The organism is Rothia sp. SD9660Na (assembly GCF_030064065.1).
Lineage (GTDB): Bacteria > Actinomycetota > Actinomycetes > Actinomycetales > Micrococcaceae > Rothia.
Window position 1 is genome coordinate 2,259,417 of sequence record NZ_CP125946.1, and the last position, 17,243, is coordinate 2,276,659.

11 protein-coding genes are annotated in these 17,243 nt (G+C 51.2%); 2 read left to right on the top strand and 9 right to left on the bottom strand.

Going from position 1 to position 17,243, the window contains the following annotated elements:
* The 3 genes from QM007_RS10505 to QM007_RS10515 all read right to left on the bottom strand — a co-directional run bounded on the left by QM007_RS10505 (nt 1) and on the right by QM007_RS10515 (nt 5,551).
* Nucleotides 1–1,425 (bottom strand): efflux RND transporter periplasmic adaptor subunit, encoded by a 1,425-nt coding sequence (locus QM007_RS10505; protein WP_283489913.1) that lies wholly within the window; start codon nt 1,423–1,425, stop codon nt 1–3.
* A 216-nt stretch (nt 1,426–1,641) separates the two neighbouring features.
* Nucleotides 1,642–1,947 carry a hypothetical protein gene (locus QM007_RS10510; RefSeq protein ID WP_283489914.1) on the bottom strand — a complete coding sequence of 102 codons (306 nt, stop codon included), beginning with the start codon at nt 1,945–1,947 and terminating at the stop codon, nt 1,642–1,644.
* Nucleotides 1,948–2,227: 280 nt separating this feature from the next.
* Nucleotides 2,228–5,551: a type I restriction endonuclease subunit R gene (locus QM007_RS10515; RefSeq protein WP_283489915.1), complete on the bottom strand. Its 3,324-nt coding sequence runs from the start codon at nt 5,549–5,551 to the stop codon at nt 2,228–2,230.
* A 488-nt stretch (nt 5,552–6,039) separates the two neighbouring features.
* Here QM007_RS10515 and QM007_RS10520 point away from each other — a divergent pair, with 488 nt between their 5' ends.
* Entirely contained in the window at nt 6,040–7,185 is a 1,146-nt protein-coding gene (locus QM007_RS10520) for an ImmA/IrrE family metallo-endopeptidase (RefSeq protein ID WP_283489916.1), read from the top strand.
* Complete coding sequence (locus QM007_RS10525; protein ID WP_283489917.1) at nt 7,185–7,661, top strand: DUF4411 family protein; 477 nt, start codon at nt 7,185–7,187, stop codon at nt 7,659–7,661. The genes QM007_RS10520 and QM007_RS10525 overlap by 1 nt, the downstream gene beginning before the upstream one ends.
* 500 nt (nt 7,662–8,161) lie before the next feature.
* On the opposite strand, the gene QM007_RS10530 is transcribed toward QM007_RS10525, so the two are convergent.
* From QM007_RS10530 to QM007_RS10555, 6 genes are all read right to left on the bottom strand, one after another.
* Nucleotides 8,162–9,598, bottom strand: coding sequence for a DUF8370 family protein (locus QM007_RS10530; protein WP_283489918.1), 1,437 nt, complete (start codon nt 9,596–9,598; stop codon nt 8,162–8,164).
* Between the two features lie 12 nt (nt 9,599–9,610).
* Complete coding sequence (locus QM007_RS10535) at nt 9,611–10,240, bottom strand: hypothetical protein (protein WP_283489919.1); 630 nt, start codon at nt 10,238–10,240, stop codon at nt 9,611–9,613.
* Between the two features lie 36 nt (nt 10,241–10,276).
* The gene (locus tag QM007_RS10540; RefSeq protein WP_283489920.1) at nt 10,277–11,410 is read right to left on the bottom strand and encodes a restriction endonuclease subunit S; all 1,134 of its coding nucleotides are present in this window, start codon (nt 11,408–11,410) and stop codon (nt 10,277–10,279) included.
* A 2-nt stretch (nt 11,411–11,412) separates the two neighbouring features.
* Nucleotides 11,413–13,122, bottom strand: a complete 1,710-nt coding sequence (locus tag QM007_RS10545) for a type I restriction-modification system subunit M (RefSeq protein ID WP_283489921.1) — start codon at nt 13,120–13,122, stop codon at nt 11,413–11,415.
* A 105-nt stretch (nt 13,123–13,227) separates the two neighbouring features.
* The gene (locus tag QM007_RS10550; protein WP_283489922.1) at nt 13,228–15,348 is read right to left on the bottom strand and encodes a hypothetical protein; all 2,121 of its coding nucleotides are present in this window, start codon (nt 15,346–15,348) and stop codon (nt 13,228–13,230) included.
* Nucleotides 15,349–15,400: 52 nt separating this feature from the next.
* Nucleotides 15,401–17,104, bottom strand: coding sequence for a DUF5635 domain-containing protein (locus tag QM007_RS10555; protein WP_283489923.1), 1,704 nt, complete (start codon nt 17,102–17,104; stop codon nt 15,401–15,403).
* Between the last annotated feature and the right edge of the window lie 139 nt (nt 17,105–17,243).

A 17,243-nucleotide genomic window follows, 5' to 3' on the forward strand; every position in this document is an offset into this window, starting at 1 on the left:
CTACCACCCGAAGCTGGTGCCGGCGTCGAGGGTGACGGTTTCACCCACGCGGTAGCGGTAGGTTTCGCCGTAGGTGAGCACCATGTCGCCGGAGGCTACATCGCCGCCGGTGATAGCGATGTCGAACTCGTTAGCCAGGCCGGTTTCAACGGAGCGCTCTTCGAGGGTGAAGGAGCCGTCGTCATTAGCGACAGCCACCACAACACTCTCGCTACCGAGATCGTTAGTATAGACCGCATCCAGGGGCACCGCTAGGGAGCTTTCCTCTTCAGCGGTGATAATGCTGGCCTTGACGGAGGACCCCAGGTAGAGGCCGTCGCGGTCACCGGTAACTTCGATGGTGACGGTAAAGGTGGGTGAACCACCGGCTGCCATGCCCGCTGCTGCAGCCTCAGGATTGGTCTGCTGGGCAGAGTCGGCGATGGATGCGACCGAGGTGACGGTACCCGAGTACTCCTTGGTTCCGGTTGCCCCGGCGGTAAAGGTGACGCGGTTGCCTTCCTTGATGGTGGCAACGTCAGCCTCGCGGACGCTGGTGGTGATGGTGAGCTTGGAATCGTCACCGATGGTCACGACGGGGCCGGTTGCCGGCGCACCGGGCTTAGCTACGCTCATAACGACACCGTTGATGGGTGAAGTGAGGGTGGCTGAGCTGAGGTCCCCCTGCAGGGCACCGAGGGTCTGGTCGCGAGTGGTTTCTGCGCTGGTCAGGGCGGTGCGGGCGCTATTGAGCTCGGTTTCGAGGGCTGAAAGCTGGGTGTTGGCGGAGGTGCGGGCGGTGGCGACGGCGGTGTCTGCGTCCGCCTTTGCCCCGTTAGCCAGACGCAGGGCCGACTCAGCGGCGGCGACTTCGGCGTTAATCATGGTGAGGTCTTCACCGGCAGCAGCGGCCTGATCGCGCATCTGATACTTGGCGTTGAGGTCGGTGGCAGCCAGGGAGGCTTGTTCGTTAGCGGAGCGCTGGGTAGCGAGGGCCGCTAGAATTTCGGGGTTGGTGCCGTTGGTGATTCCCTGGCTGTACTGGTCGTAGGCGGTTTGCGCTGCGGTCAGAGCGCCCTGGGCGCTGGTGACGGCCCCGTCGAGCTGGGTGCGTTGGGTATCGAGGTCCCCCTGCAAGGTGGAGGTGTCGATGGTGGCTAGGGTCTGGCCGAGCTCAACCCGGTCGCCGACCTCTACCTCAACGGAGCTGATGGGGCTGGTGAGGTGGGTGGTGATGGAGCGGACTTCGCCGGGGGCGATGGTACCGTCCACCCGTACTTTGTTGCTGACGCCTTCGTCGCTCAAAATCAGGTAGTCGGTGGAGGGGATGGAGTTCTGAGCACTGGTGTTGCCACCAAACATGCTACCCACGACTAGCGCACCGATGGCGATGAGAGCGATGACGCCTACAGCCAGACCAATGAGTACCTTAGTGAGGGTGCTCATTTTCTTTTTGGCAGGCGGACGCCGGTGCGCAGCTTCCGGTACTTGAGTCGGAGGTGTGGGGGTTGTGCTCATGGTGCTGGCCCTTCACTAGCGGAGATAAATGTAGTGCAGTTCTCTTTTAGTGTAAGTGCTAACCTGCCCAGACAACACCCGGTTGATGCTCAGAAAACAACAAATCATACCCGGGTATGAGGAGGGGCGCCGCGAGTTCATCCTCTAGGCGAAGCCACTTCCCACCCACATAATGAAGGCCAAGGCAAGAAATAAGAATAGCGGGGCAGCGACGATAATCAGCACCCCCAAGATCAGGGCGATGATTGCAGTGATTTTCTCTCGGCCCTTCACGAATAGGGCCCCTATTCCCAGCCCCATGGCACCGAGCCAGGTAAACCCTGTGGGTAGGACGATGTTGAGTTCCCAGCCGAAAAAGAAAAAGTTGGCGAGCCCTAGGCAGGCCATAAGTAGCATCATGACCAGGGAGATTGTGCCGTAGGGATTGAGCTTGTTTGTCTCGTGGGGCATATGCACCCCCGGCAGTGGGTACACAAGGGGCTGGCCCGGGTGAGGCGGGCGAGCTGGGGCTGGAGGTAGCGGGTAGGGCGGACGTTCGGGGTGCTGGAAAGTGTTGTTCATGGCACCAGTATGGGAAAAAATTTTGGCTCCCACTAGGTCTTTTAGAAATCTGTGGATAACTCCGGGGTGCCCGGCGGATTTATGACCGAGCATTACAGGGGTTATCCACAGACGCGCCGATAGGCAGGCACCTCAGGGAGCACCGGGGCATCCTGTGATAGTCGGTGCATCACTCCCCGTTCTGCCTCTTGCTCCTTTCCTCCGCGATGATTTCCATTTGCTCTAGGACGCGGCGGCGGGCTTCATCCTGACCTTTCGGCGGATATTTGTGCTTGCGAAGCAGACGTTTAACAGTTTTGCGCAGTTTGGCACGCTGCGTGGGCTGAGAGAGCCAGTCCCGGTGCGATCCCTGGATGGCGTTTGCAATTCCGCGAGCGATGTCTGCCAGGGCATCGGCAGAGTACTCTAGTTCAGCTCGGTCGCAAGCTTCGAGAGTATCGTAAAAAATCATTTCATCGTAGGTGAGGCCCAGCTCCTCGCCGCGCATTGCTTCTTGTTTAAGCTCTTTACCCAGTTCGATGATGTGTTCCATGATTTCAACGAAGCTTAGCTGCGAGTTGTTGTATTTTGTGACAAGGTCCTGCAGCTTTTCGCCGTAGTAGGCCTGACGGGTCTGGTTATGCCCGACGGTATCTCGCATTTGTCGTTGCATTGCCTTACGCAAGGCTTCCAGAGCTAACGGTTCACTGGAATTTTCGGCTGCCTGGCGGGCGAAGTCTAGGTTGAGCTCATTGAGGTCTGGTGCGGGAATTCCTGCAAGCTTGTGGAGGTCTTTCACTTCACCGGTTTCGATGAGCCCTTCGGTGTAGTTTTCTAGCAGGCGCTTGATGTCTTCAGGCACAGGCAAACCACGACTAACCCGGTCTTCGGCTAGGTTCTTGGCTGCGGCTACGCGTACCTCTTCAAAGAACTGCACATAGACTGTTTTCTGCTTGAGTTCTTTGACTTTGTCGTTTTCATGGGTGGAGGCAACAAAGTTGTACAGCCGAGTGAGTTGGGAACTGCGTTCTACAAACTTGCTGTAGATGCTCTTCTCCGTTTTTTGGGGACGGCGTGGTGTTCCGTCAATAGAGTCCGAATCCTTGATGACGGGTTCGGTTGCCTGGCGGTTACTGAGCAGGAATCCCATAACCATGCGGAGGGCCGCGATACGGTCTGCTGGGTTAGGGCGATGGTTACCCTCACCGAGAATTTTCTCCTTCCACCCGTGCACAGGTTGTAGTAGGTATTCAATTTCGGTGATGAGATTGAGAGCGTTTTCCGCAGCGGTTTGCATATCGTGCTCGCCGGGTGCACCTGCAGTATGGCTACTCGCATAGATGCCGAGGGCCTCACGCAAGTTATCGATGATGGGCGCATAACCAACGAGCAGGGCTTCCTGTTTTTCTTTGTAGGTTCGGTTGACGCGGGCAAGAGCCTGCATGAGCAGGGCACCTTTAAGGGGGCGGTCAAGGTACATGGTGTGGAGCGCTGGCGCGTCGAACCCTGTGAGGAGCATTGACTGCACGATGATGAGCTCGAGCGGGTCATTGGGATTCTTCAAACGGGCCTGTAGCGTCTTTGATGCCTGACCGTTACGGGCAAATCGGGCGATATCCTCTTCGTCTGAGGCGGACCCAGTGTAGAGCACCTGGATTTTTCCGTCGTTGATACCGGTTCCCGCCCAGTCTGGGCGGAGCTCGATGATGTGGTCGTAGAGGTCAGCACAAACCTGCCTGGTCACGCCAACGATCATGCCTTTACCGGGTACTCCGATGAGCTGTTTCATGGAGCTGCTGCGGGTTTCCCAGTGTTCTACGAGGTCTGCTGCCAGTTTCTTGAGGCGGTTTGGTGAACCGTACATGGTGTTCATGCGCAGCACAGCCTGTTCGGTCTTCCTGCGCTCTGCTTCGTCGAGTTCTTCAGTCAGGCGCTCGGCGACATCATTGATATTTTCGATGGTTTCGCCGTCTGGCAGTTCCAGGGGGATGTAGCGGGACTCGTATTTGACGGGTACGGTGGCACCGTCTTTAACTGCGCGGGTGAGATCGTAGATATCGATATAGTCACCAAAGACTGCTTGGGTGTTGGTCTCTAGCTTTTCGATGGGGGTGCCGGTAAAGGCAATGAAGCTGGCCTTGGGTAGCGCGTCGCGGATGTTGCGGGCAAAACCATCGAGATTGTCGTAGTGGGAGCGGTGCGCTTCGTCCACCATGATGATGATGTTTGAGCGGTCTGAGAGCATTTGGTGGCTGAGACCGGCGTCTTTTTCATCTTTGGTTTTGGCGAATTTTTGTAGGGTGGTGAAGTAAATACCGCCCTGCTGGCGCCCCTGTAGTTCGCTGCGAAGCTCAGCGATACTTTCAATTTCGTAAGGGGTTTCCGGCAGGAAATCTAGGGTGGATGAGAAGGTGTTAAAGAGCTGGTCGTCAAGGTCGGTGCGGTCAGTGACGACGATGGTGGTGGGGTTGTTGAGGTGCTGGTGGCGCATGACGATGTTGTCGTAGAAGACCATTTCAAGGGATTTACCTGAGCCCTGGGTGTGCCAGACGACGCCGATTTGGCGGTTTCCGGTGACTGCTCGCATGGTTTCGGTGACAGCACGACTTACGGCGAAGTATTGGTGGGGTTTGGCGATGATTTTGGTGGTTTGGACGCCGCCCTGTTCATTAGGAACGCTGGTGAACACAATGTAGTTGTTGAGCAGGTCGAGGAAGCGTTCTTGGTTGGCGACACCGAAGAGGAGGGCTTCGAGGGCGGTTTGGGATTCGTAGTCTGAGGGGTCTGGTGTTTCTGTGGTGAAGTCGATGAGTTTGCCGTCGTCGTCCACGTTCCAGACAGACATGTGAGGGTAGGGGGTGAAGGGGGTTCCGTAGCGGGCGGTGATGCCGTCGCTGATGATGGTGAGGACGTTGTAGCGGAAGGCTAGGGGGAAGTCGTGCAGGTACTGGTTGATTTGGTTGTGAGCACCTCGGAGGTCTGCGTTGGGGTCGCCTGCGCGTTTGAGTTCGATGATGCCGACGGGTAGGCCGTTGCAGTAGAGCACGATGTCGAAGCGGCGTTCTTTGTCGAGGGTTTTGAGGGTGACTTGTTGGACGGCGAGCCAGCGGTTTTCGTCGGGGTTGCGGCTGATGATGCGTACGGTGGGGTTGTATTCGCTGCCGTCGTGGCGTTTGATGGTGAGACCCTTGTACCCCTTAGTGATGTATTTGTGGGCTTCGCGGTTTTCGGCTTTGGGGTCGATGGATGCGGCGGTGAGGACGCTTTCGGCGACGGTTCGTATGTCTTCTGGGGTGAGTTCGGGGTTGAGGCGGGCGATGGCTTCACGGAGCATGCCGGGGATTTCGAGGGTGTCGTTTTTCTCGCGGAGGTGCTCGTAGGGGAGCTTGCCGTTGATGTCGTCCTCGCCTCTGGCGTTAGGGGCGATTTGTGTGCCGTGGAGGGGTTGCCAGCTGAGTTCTCCGAGAATGTCGAGTGCGAAGCTTTCCCATTCTGATTCGTCGATGAATGCCATGGTTCTGTTCCTTTGCTAGGGGTGTCTTATCTGTTCCTAGCTTATGCAAGGGGAAATCATTGGGAGAAGTGTGACAGTGATAATGGGGCGTATCAGTTGCTCTCTTGATGTTTGGGTAGGTACCCGCTGTATGCCCTTCCAGCAGCAATAAACTGAAAGATTGTACAATCTTTTGCACAGTCACTGTACAATCTTTTGGGCTTCCAACCACTTGCCAAGGAGTGTGTTCTGAGCACTCAATCGTGCCCTGTGCGAGGTATTCATCACGCTATGGTTCACCTAGCGCTGGAACCGTAGGTGGCTTATCTCTATAGAACCGCCGCCCAGAACGTGCCATGCTTTTCTTCACTTTTGTGTAGCGCTGGTTTACATCAATAGATTAAATTAGAGGTAGAGTCCCCTCATACCGTTAAGAAGCCTAGTATCAAGCTATCTCGGTCATGTCATAGGGGGTGTTTTCTTAAGCAGTTTTTGTGAGGGGGTGTAGTGTGAGCGTTCGGGTCCCGGTGAAACCCGCTTTGATTTCTTGGGCTTTGGAACAAGCTAGTGTTGAACCTGGTGATTTGCGGCTAGGCGACAAGGTGGTGGGTTGGCTTGAAGGCTCATTGCAGCCGACTTTAAAGCAGCTACAGGATTTTGCGAAGAGCACTCACGTTCCCTTTGGCTACTTGATGATGAGTGAGCCACCAGTGCTTGAGAAGCCTTTGCCTGATTTTCGCAGGCGTGATGGGCGCAGTAGCCGTTATTCTCAGGAACTAACCGATGAGATTTACGCACAGCAGCGTAAGCAGGTTTGGTTCCGCGATTATGCGCTTGATCAGGGTCTGGACGTTGTGGATTGGGTTGGTAGTGCCAGCTTAAGTGACGCACCTGAGACTGTAGCAATGCGTTTACGTGAGCAGTGGAATTTTTATACTGCCAGCAAGGCACAGAGCTATGTTGAGTCTCGCAAGGAGGTTTTTACTTTCCTTGAGAATCAGGGTGTTCTTGTAAGCGTGGCTGGCTATTTTGGCTCCACCCGTAGGCCTTTTGATACTCAAGAGTTCAGTGGCTTTTCTCTTTCTGATGAGTACGCTCCGCTTATTTTTGTGAATGGCAAAGAGTCTCATGCTGCTCAGGTTTTCACGATGTTCCATGAAGTGGGGCATTTGGTTTTGGGTGAGTCTGGTGTGTCTGATGATGCTGAAGAGAGCGGAAGCTTAAGTCGTTCTGAGCGTTGGTGCGATGAGTTTGCAGCGGCCTTTCTCATGCCCGCCAGTGAGGTGAGCAGGCTTGCTCTGCGTTCCTTGGGCGAGGACGCGGTGTTACCTGTGGCGAAGCGTTTTAGGGTGAGTGCGTTGGCTCTGCTGAATCGGCTTCGGGATTTGAAGCTGATTTCTTGTGAGCAGTGGTCTGTGGCTTACCCTGAGTTTGAGGCTCGGGCTTTGGAGGTTTTGCGGCAGAAAACCGAGAAGGGGTCTTCTGGTGGCGAGTTTTATAAGTCGCACCCCTTTGTAGTGGGGCCGCGTTTTGCGCGGGCAGTGTACCGCGAGGCGCGTAGCGGTAGGATGTCGTATCCTGATGCCCAGCATTTGTTGGGAGTTAGGCAGACTAAGACTTTTGAGCGTTTCGCACGTGAGGTTGGTGCTTGGTGATGTTCCTGGTAGATACCAATATTTTGGTTGAGGCATACCGCCGCTACTATGCTTTTGACCTTGTGCCGAGTTTCTGGGAGTTCCTTGATCGGAATTTTGGCGCTGGGAGCCTGGTAAGTATTAAACCTGTGCTGGATGAGCTCAAGGAAGGCAACGATGCTCTGACTGAGTGGGCAAAGAACAGATCTCGTTTCTTCAGGGATATTGCTGATGGTGCAACCATTCAGGCGATGGGTGAGATTGCGGATTGGGTAAGGCAGCAAGGTTATAGGCAGTCAGCGGTAGATGAGTTTTTGGGAATTGCTGATTACTTTCTCGTGGCCTATGCTGCAGCGCATGGTTTGACTGTTTTGACTCATGAACTGCCGCGCCCTGAGGCTAAGAAGCGCGTTCTGATTCCAGATGTTTGCCGTGCTTTCGGTGTAGATTACGTTGATACATTCACGATGATGCGTGATCTCGAAGCCAGTTTCTAGCTCTTCAAACAGGTAGCCGCTACTTTGTTTGTTTCACTAAATACAACAGATGAAGTAGCGACTTCCTTCTTTTAGCCTACCGAAATATGGAGTCACCGCGTAACTAATGAATTGCCCCGTATAGATAAGTCCTACTTACTGCTAATGGCTCCAGGTATTTTTTCTTTAACGCTCTTTCGGTGCATGCCGCTAATCGCATTCACAGTGCATTCGACTTCACGGATATAAGAGTAGGAGCAGTTAAAAGTGAGTGGCACTGGGTGAGGGGTGCCGAAAAGTTGACATAGGTAAACCTGGTATGAACTGCTTAGCGCACGAAGCAAGCCGAGAGCCCTGACCCATCATGGCTGCGCTAGGAACTAGCTAGAGGCCCATGGCATATACTTCATACACCCTGGGGACATGAGCTTCCAGATTCATTAAATTATTTTTTACAATTAAGCATAAGGCGCATGGATGATGAAAAATCATGGTCAAAGTCAGAAGATTATAAATAATATTTATAATTTAGATGCAGACGGCTTATCTGGAGAAGCATTAACAAATACCACTTCAATATTTTTTCCTTGGCGTTTTAGACGTTCAATTTCACTTTGAATTTCAATAATTCGCTCGTCCATACGCTTGCTCTCCTCATACTGAATAACAAGATATACCCCTACATAGACTTCCTCAGATTTTAGGTATTGCAAGGTCTGCTTCTGAAGACCTTTGAGAAACGCAGATGAGTCAAGATGCTTAACTTCCAGCAAAGCACGCGCTTCCCAGCCAGAGGAAAATTTAAAATCCACTGGACCACGACCAGTTTCAATCTCTCGATTAATATCAATATTGGCATTTCGACACTGAGAACGCCACATCATTCCTGCGAGACTTTGTACTATATCCTCTTTACGATGGTTAGTATTTCCATCGTTCCACAAGAGTTTCCATCCCCCCTGCTCCTCAACCGCATGCTTGAATCTATTAGCAAGAGCTAAAACAAACTCTTTAATATTTTTATCCAAAGGCTCCCTAACTAATTCAGCCTTTTGAGCAAGTTCAATACCTTTTTCATACCAAGTAAATATACCTTCAGGATCCGTGGAAATATCATACGGGTTCCGTGGGTTCATCGCATTAAATTTTTTTATAAAATCCATTGATTTTTCTGGATTTTCCAACATTGCGGCTTTGATTATAGCCAGTCTTTTTGATTTATTTAGCTCCTTATTTAACTCAAGATTAAATCTATTTCTCAATTCATCGTTCATATCAATAGCGTCGTAATAATCATAACCAGCTTCTTCTGACGGTATCTCTGCCAAAAACCTTTTAGGGACCAGCAAGGAGTAAGAATTACTATAAGGATTGGAAGGCAAATAAAACTTGAGTTTATCCCACCGTTTACTAATTTTATTAAAGCCCGCATGAGAAACTACATGCTCTTCCATTTCGATAGACTCTTCCGTGCAAACGTTTTGGGTATACTCAATAAATTTCTTTTTAAGAATATTACAAACACAATCACTCAGAATATCCACCCCGATGTTAGGCACCAGGATCATAAACCCTACTATCATCGAAAAATCAACAATTTCTGATTTACTAGCTTTTGATATACTCTTACATATTGATTCAGCCGCAATTTTTCCAAGCCCTGACCCCTTAGGATCACCGGTACTAAGTCCTAAACAAAACTGATTCGGCTCAGGACACTTTAAAATTTGAACTGCACTCTTCCAATACTGGTTTTGTTGACCTTCAGATTTGATTGCTAAGCCAACCGCGTGTTCAAAGAAGTTGACAATTTCCTCCTTAGCTTCAGCCCAAAAAGGATCCTCATCTTCAAAGATAAGAAATGGGTCAACATACAATGGTGTGTCTTGGTTGAGCAGTAAATCAAACCACTCCTCAGACCCGTCTAGTTGGATATTAAATTTTTCTGAAAAACGCATCTGTAGTCCCCACTAATACAGTCTTGAGTTTGGTTTAAAAATCAACATATTCAGATCTTCAGAGGTATAGCCGATAGGGCCTTCTTCTCGTTTAGAAACCTTAATCATTCGTCGTAGAGCCTTACCCTGAAGGTCTTTTAATTTGAGGTTAGAAAAATTAACCTGATTTCCTGATGCAGATTTTCCCATAATCATCAGCGTAAAGTTCTCTACAGCAGATAGTTTTTCTCTCAGATGAGGCAACAACGCTACTAGGTCACGAATCGTTAAGCGTTGAATAGACGAATCTGGGATAGGGTCTCCATGGGTCAAGACTATAAAGAGATGTTGCCGATTAACTAACTGTCTCCGCGCCTTCTTATCGATTCTTGATTTAGCTTTTCGACGGAAAAACTGTTCCATTTTCCATGCAACACCGAGATAACCAGCAATTTCGAAACTAGTCCGAACCAGTTCAATAAAATCTGATGGTGGGCCACCTAATGCACCCATTCCTGGAATCAAAACTTTAGTTACTGGGTAGCCAGTATTTTTAGCAATGAAATCAATTATCTCTCGTTCTAAGATTGATGCCGCATTGTTACGACTTCCACTTACGCTCACTCCTATATAACCATCAGGTGTAATTTTGTACTGCTCCATTAGATTCCTATCATGGAAATTATTATTCCAAAATCGCTACTTGATGAGTTTGCGTATTAATAGGTCGCGAGTTTCTACTAATTCTCTATTCTCTGCAGCTAACGAAATAATCTGAGCATGAATATCCTTCAAAGCAGTTTTACCCCTATACAGTTTCAGCGGTAGCGACTTGAACATGCCACGGCTCAACTCCATGAACGTTGCACCATTCGATAACTGTAAAAATAATCCTACATCACGCTTCATATGGTGGTACACCCACCACCGAACATCAGCGTTCTCAGGCTCCACCACAATAAAACCCTGATTAGTAGCCGCTGGCACTTCATTCACAGCAAAGAAACCAATAGAAGCACGCGAAGTCATTAGAATAGAACCTGCTGGATGTAATACCGAAGAACAAGCCTCTAGCCCAGCATCAGTAATCTTCCTCGAACTCTCAAACAAAGCATGATTACTCAAACCGGTCACATCAGTAGGCGTTACCCAATTAATAACTCCGCCTTCCCAATACTCAGGTTTTTTCGTGCTTGGGGTTCCACCACCAAACACAGCCAAATCTCCATATTTAGCATCTTCTATAGAGCCCTCATGAAGCTTTAGCAGACGCAGGAACTCAGTATCAGCGAGTTGTTCCAAGGATTCTATCAGCGCATTATTTGCCTCAATCTTGTCATCCAAAGACCCCAGAATCTCAGCCACACGTCGCTGCTCTGAAAGTGGTGGAAGGTTACCGATGTCTAGCTTAGGGATATCCTTGACATTCAAATGTGCAACAGTTGAGCCCTCAGACCAAACTTGCATCAACTGTTGCATTCGCGGGGATATTAGCTTGTAATGCAGATATCTTGGAACACACAATTTCTTATTCACTTTGAGCAGCACGGTGCGTTGTCCCAATGCAACCCTGACGTTTCCTACTAGCCCCACCTGCCCGACCGGTGCTTCACGAGCAAGAATTAAATCACCCGCTTCCGGCTCTCCCCTCTTAGTCCATTGCAGATAAGTTTCTTGAGAAATTGGTTTAGCTTGGCTGTATAAAATTCTGCCCTCTTTTAGATGAGGGGTACCAACAGAGTACGCGTAGACTTCTCCTACGGTTTCTGGAGCTGTTTTATGCTCACAATCAATGATTTTATCTAGAACGTCGCCCAGCTTTGCTGAAGTCATCCCTACTTCACCTCACCCTCTGCAACCTCAGCTGCGGCGTCCTGCCCCAGCCCATCGTCCTCGCTATCAGCAGGCACCAGCGGCAAATCCAAACTCGCCAGATTCTTCTGCACCACCTCAGCAAGACGCTGCGACTCCGCAAACTGCACACTCAACTTCTCACGCAAACGAGCAATACGAACCTCCACCGGCTCGCCATCATCAACCACCGCCGCAGAACCCACATAACGCCCCGGAGTCAAAGCCCAATCCTCAGCCTCAACATCCTTCACAGATACAGACCTGGTGAAACCAGCGACGTCCTCATACTCACCCGTATTCAGCTCCGAATCAGTACCGCGCCAGCGATGCCAGGTACCCGCAATCTTCGCAACGTCCTCATCAGAAAACACCCGGGTCGTCCGGTCAACCATATGGCCCATATCGCGGGCATCAATCATCAAAATCTCGCCCTTGCGGTCATTCTTACCGCGCTTACCAGCACCCTTATCCTTGGCAAGAACCCACACGCACACCGGAATCGCAGTACCTAAGAAGAGGTTGGCAGGCAAGGCAATCATCGCCGCCACGGCGTCACCCCGCACCATCTCCTCACGAATAGTATTCTCACCACCCGTATTAGAGCTCATCGAACCATTCGCCAGCACCACAGCCGCAGAACCGCCCGCATTCAACTTGCTCCAAATATGCTGCAACCAGGCATAATTCGCATTGCGTACCGGAGGAACACCAAAATTCCAGCGCGGATCATCAGTACGACGATCCCAATCCTTCAAGTTAAAAGGCGGGTTAGCCAGCACATAATCAAAATTCGTGCCTGCATGCTTATCCTCGGTAAAAGTATCAGCCCAACGATCACCCAGCTCACCAAAAATACCGTGAATCGCAAGATTCAAACGCGCAAGGCGCCACGTCTGGTCATTAAGCTCCTGACCATAAACCATCAGAGCAGGCTCATAGCCCTTCTCCTGCTTAAAGTAAGCGCCGTGCTTCTCCACAAACTTCTCAGACTGCACAAACATGCCGCCTGAACCACAGCAAGGGTCATACAGCTTGCCGTCCACCGGCTCCAAAATATCAACCAGCGTGCGCACCACAGACCTCGGAGTATAAAACTCGCCACCACGCTGGCCCTGCTTCGCCGCAAACTTCCCCAAGAAGTATTCATAAACCTCACCCAGCACGTCCTGGGAAGAACGACCGGTCTGCTCACGAATACCCTTAAAGTCAGCGTTAGAAAACAAATCAATCAGGCCAGCAAGACGGCGCTGATCTACGTTCTCCTTGTTATAAATCTCGCTCAGCGCACCACGCAGACGATCATTCTGCTCCATGATCTCGCGCATAGCCGCATCTAGCACCTCACCAATGTTGTCAGTCTTAGCAAAGTTAGTGATGTAGCCCCAGCGAGCCTTCTCAGGCACGAAATAGACGCCCTCACCATAGAAAGAATCAGGGTCCTGGAGGGAAACTTCTAGCTCTTCATCGAGCTCTTCCCCCTCGTAACCTTCATCAATCAGCTCTTGCCTAATCTGTAGCGCGCAAGCATCAAAACTATCGCTCACGTACTTAAGGAAAATCAGGCCCAGCACGAAGTTCATGTAGTCCGCCGCGTTCATCGAACCGCGCAACTTATCGGCGGCAGCCCACATCATATCGCGCAGTTCCTCCGGGGTAGAGGCAGAGGACTTACCCTTCTTCACAGTAGCCATTAGATTTCACCTTTCATGAGTAGCTTTGGTGCAAGAGTACCAGTCTTGAGTTTTCTCATGCATCAACATATGGTGATACGGAGACGTATCGGTAGCTACAATATTTTACGAAAATTTGATTGAGCCCTCAGCCAGGCCTCCCAGGGTATTTTTCGCAAGAGACTCCAGGGCCAGCAACTGCTCCCGCAAAAATAGCTTCTGTTCTCGCACCTTCTTCAACTGCTGGTCCAACCAATCCACCTGGTCATTAGACACATCACTCAACACAGCATTCAGCAACTCACCCGAAACACGAGCCCTCAGCCAGCTCACCTTCGACGCCCCACCTCGCACCTGAGCATCAAGCGCAGCCTGTACCAACCCGGCAAAAACCTCCAACCGAAAATCAGGCTGAACCCTGCCCGGCAAGTTCCGCCTCACAATAAAGACCGGAGACTTAGCCACCATCAAACCACCACGAACCGCATAAACAGCCGGTTGCGGGCCCTCATACACCAAAAGGTCACCGTCTTGCGCGATCTCAAGATTCAGCATATCTATTGCGCCCAAAGCATCATGCTCAGCAGGTAAAACGCCCATCTGGCGGTAATGCTCCATAGCCTCAACATCAACAACCCGCACAGTACCTTCACCAGAAGACCCCCCAGCAAGCTCAGCCAGCTTCTGCGCAGTCATGCCAGCAACGCGCCGCAACTGACCGTCCTCGCGAGCGCCCCCAAGCGTCCTCGTAGAGGAGCCAGAAACAGAATCTACCCGCCAATCCAATGAAAACCTGGGGTACACAGCGCTGTTAACACGCTCAACATCCCGCTTAATACCCGACACCGCATCTGGAATACTAGACGCCTGTGAAGACAACTCCACTACAGCGTCAAAACCAAACTCTCTAATGTCTTCCCAACGTGCACGCGCGCCGCTCACTAAGTGATGCTCGCCAGAAGCGCTCCGGACCGCCGATTGGCGGCTCTCCACCACCAAAGACTCGATATCATGCAAGGCTTCTTCCCGTGCTTCCCACTGAAAGGCATCAAACTTCTCAGCAAGATTAATCACGCCGATAAGAGGCTTCTGCCCAGAACCGCTCCTCCTACGATTCTCAAAAACACCCAACATCAGCCGAGCACCAGACTCATTCACTAACTGCTTCTGGCCACAATTCACCAAAGCCAGCAAATGCCCAGCCTCAAGCACAGCCTGACGCGGCAGATCCTCGCTCGCTTTAAAAGCCGAACCTAGAACCTCTGACCTCCCCAGCACCATAACTGGCACACCCAGGGGAGCGTCCAACAGTAAGTCCTCAATATCAGACCACTGTTGCACACTATCAACCGCAGATTTAGCGAGGGGTAACACTGCAACAATCAGAGCAGGCTCCCGACCAGACCCACTGCTCTCAGGTACCAGCAGAAGCTCCTCGTCCGCCAAAAAATTTAGCACCCTAGCAAAATCGCTATCCCCAGCTATTCCTGCACTAGTGAGGTGCAGATTCCGCCGGAAATCCTGGGTCAACGCCATATTCTGTGCCACCTGCACAGTCAGGGCCGAGTCAACACCAGAAGCAAAATGCAGTCTCACATCACCAGCAAAACGCGCACTGATACTCCGCAAGAATTCACCCAACTCAACAGAAATCTGCTCGCCGAGCTTCTGGCGCACCATCACCAAGGAAGAAAAAAGGTGAACGTCCCCCAACACATCACTAGAGAAACGAGCCAATACATATGCAGGGCACATCAAAAGAGCTAAATCTTCTGAATCAACTTTCAGCATAAAAGGCCGTATATTCCCCACTGTTTGGGAAGAAGCCTCTGCATAGCGCCGTAACAGGGCCACAGGGCGTTCCCCGGCAATAGGCTCAACCACACGAAAAACCAGTACCAGGGTCGTCAGCGACTGAATCAGCTGCTGCAACTCAAGATTCTTCTCAAGAGCCGGAGCTACGCTAGCCTCAACAGCAGCCTGCACCAGCATCTCCTCAAAAGATCGCTTTGCCTGCTTTCGGTTTGAAGCCCACACGGCAAAATCAAAGGCATCATAGAGCGTCTCCCGAGATGCAAGGCCCTGCTCTACAGCACGCGGAAAATCGTTATGACGTGAGGCCCAAGTAGAAATCACTGGCCGTTTCACACCAGCAACACGAGCTGCCTGCGAAGCATTCAATCTCAAACCGGAAAAAAGAGAACGAAGCTGCCCCATATTATGCTGCTCAACAGTGCTAGATGTCATGCATCGATTCTACTCATGGGAGGGGGTCAGACAGGCCCCAACAGAAAACTAACTACTCGTAACGCGTCGTCCGCCCCTGGCCAACAAGTACCATGGTGCCTTCTTCACGAAGCTCCTCGAGAACTGACTTAGCGGTACCCACAGCAACCCGGCAAATTTCGGCCATATCACCGGATGTAACAGCACCAAAGTTCTCTCGCCAGTCCAAGGCAACTCGCTTCATCTTCCCCCTGTCCTTCATTAGGTATGGAACTAGAGGAGAGAAATCTCTTCCTACGTTACCGGCAAGGAACCGCCCGACCTTCTTACCCAGAATCCATGTCTCCTTGTAGGCCTGAATCAGCGGTTCTCCTTCAAAGGTGCTTTGCAAAGTAGCCCTCAATGCCAGCTCCCCCTCTGCTTCAGAACACTGAAGTGCCTCAGCAACCGACGCAACCGAAACAAAAGCATGCCGCATCAACAGGTCAAGCACCATCGTCACCTTAAGGTCATACCGTCTCGGTTCAGGGAGGATAGACTCAAATAATTCCAGCACAGCTATGGTGGGCTGCCCGCCAATCAGCAGGCACTCCACATATGCACCTTCAACGTCATAAATCTCAGGGCGCCTCAAACCCAGCATCATCATGGACTGGTACATACGGTCCACACCCACGCCCTGTTTTTCCACCAAACCAATAGCGCGAAACAGGTCAGAGAGAGCCGGGTAACGGGCCTCCCGATTACTCAAAACATTGCTTGCATTCACAGACCCAAAAAACCCACCAGGACTTCTCACAAGCAAAGAAAAGTCAAGGTCAACCCATCGAATCTCCGTGGGCTCAGATCTATTCCAATCTCGATGAACCACCCCGTTAAGTAACGCCTCACGCACAGCAGACTGAGGAATACGCCTATGCCCTTGACGCATAAGACCCACGGTCAATTCCGTCTGGGTATTGAAATTTTTAATGGTTTCCTCAATAAAATTGATTTGCTCAAGGAGAGAGTACCCAAGAGGCGCCTCAACCCTATTGAGAATGGACCCACCGGTAACATCAAAGGCAGTGAAGTTAAGGTAGCTTCTCTCTGACGCACACAGTAAAAGCCGACCGGCTTCTGAAAGATAGCCATCGGAACGAAGCGCGCCGATCTTCCGCAAAATTTGATCGAGGCTCTCGGCATCTTCACTACCCAGAAGATTCCTTAGAACACGCTCTGTACCCGCACCTACGTCCTGAGGGCCAGCTGCGCTTTTCTCCGCCATGGTATCTACAGTTCGTGTGGAATCAATATACTGCCACCATTCCGCACGGTCGATGGGGCTGCAGCTGTCGCCTACCCTCCAACGGAGTCTATCGCTGGTATCCGCAACAGGCTCACGCGCCTGAGCAACATATATAACAAGCAAACGAATACCAGAAATAGTATGCACAACGATATCCGGAGCTACCTGAACAGCATTGTTGATGCGCTGACGCAACCAATCAACATCAAGTTCAGTGCCAATTAGCTTGCCAGTTCCGTCTTCCACACCCAGTATGAGAGCACCGCCACCAGGAGAATTTGCAAGACAGGCCACCTCATCAGCTAACTTTGTTGCAGCCTCAGGGTTCTCTGCATTACCTGGAAGTATTTCTCGGCCATTACGGCGCCCTGCTTCTTCCTTGAAATCAATAGTTTGACTCTCCCAAGTCTTTGTTAGATACCCCTGCTGGTAAGATGCAAAGATACCTTCGACAGCTTCCTCTAGCTGAATACGAGCTGAGTGTTTCATACCTGCCTCCATGTAAGGTTTTCGGGTTCCTATCAGTTTACGCCCACTTACAAGAATTTTGATAGATTAAAGGGGTATATAATCTATCAAAATTTCACTCACCTGGGAGATTTTGGCAGATTAACAGGCTGTCTAATCT

Coding starts and splice junctions, on each gene's coding strand:
- QM007_RS10505 (WP_283489913.1), bottom strand. CDS start 1,425: ATGAGCACCCTCACTAAGGTACTCATTGGTCTGGCTGTAGGCGTCATC.
- QM007_RS10510 (WP_283489914.1), bottom strand. CDS start 1,947: ATGCCCCACGAGACAAACAAGCTCAATCCCTACGGCACAATCTCCCTG.
- QM007_RS10515 (WP_283489915.1), bottom strand. CDS start 5,551: ATGGCATTCATCGACGAATCAGAATGGGAAAGCTTCGCACTCGACATT.
- QM007_RS10525 (WP_283489917.1), top strand. CDS start 7,185: ATGTTCCTGGTAGATACCAATATTTTGGTTGAGGCATACCGCCGCTAC.
- QM007_RS10530 (WP_283489918.1), bottom strand. CDS start 9,598: ATGCGTTTTTCAGAAAAATTTAATATCCAACTAGACGGGTCTGAGGAG.
- QM007_RS10535 (WP_283489919.1), bottom strand. CDS start 10,240: ATGGAGCAGTACAAAATTACACCTGATGGTTATATAGGAGTGAGCGTA.
- QM007_RS10540 (WP_283489920.1), bottom strand. CDS start 11,410: ATGACTTCAGCAAAGCTGGGCGACGTTCTAGATAAAATCATTGATTGT.
- QM007_RS10545 (WP_283489921.1), bottom strand. CDS start 13,122: ATGGCTACTGTGAAGAAGGGTAAGTCCTCTGCCTCTACCCCGGAGGAA.
- QM007_RS10550 (WP_283489922.1), bottom strand. CDS start 15,348: ATGACATCTAGCACTGTTGAGCAGCATAATATGGGGCAGCTTCGTTCT.
- QM007_RS10555 (WP_283489923.1), bottom strand. CDS start 17,104: ATGAAACACTCAGCTCGTATTCAGCTAGAGGAAGCTGTCGAAGGTATC.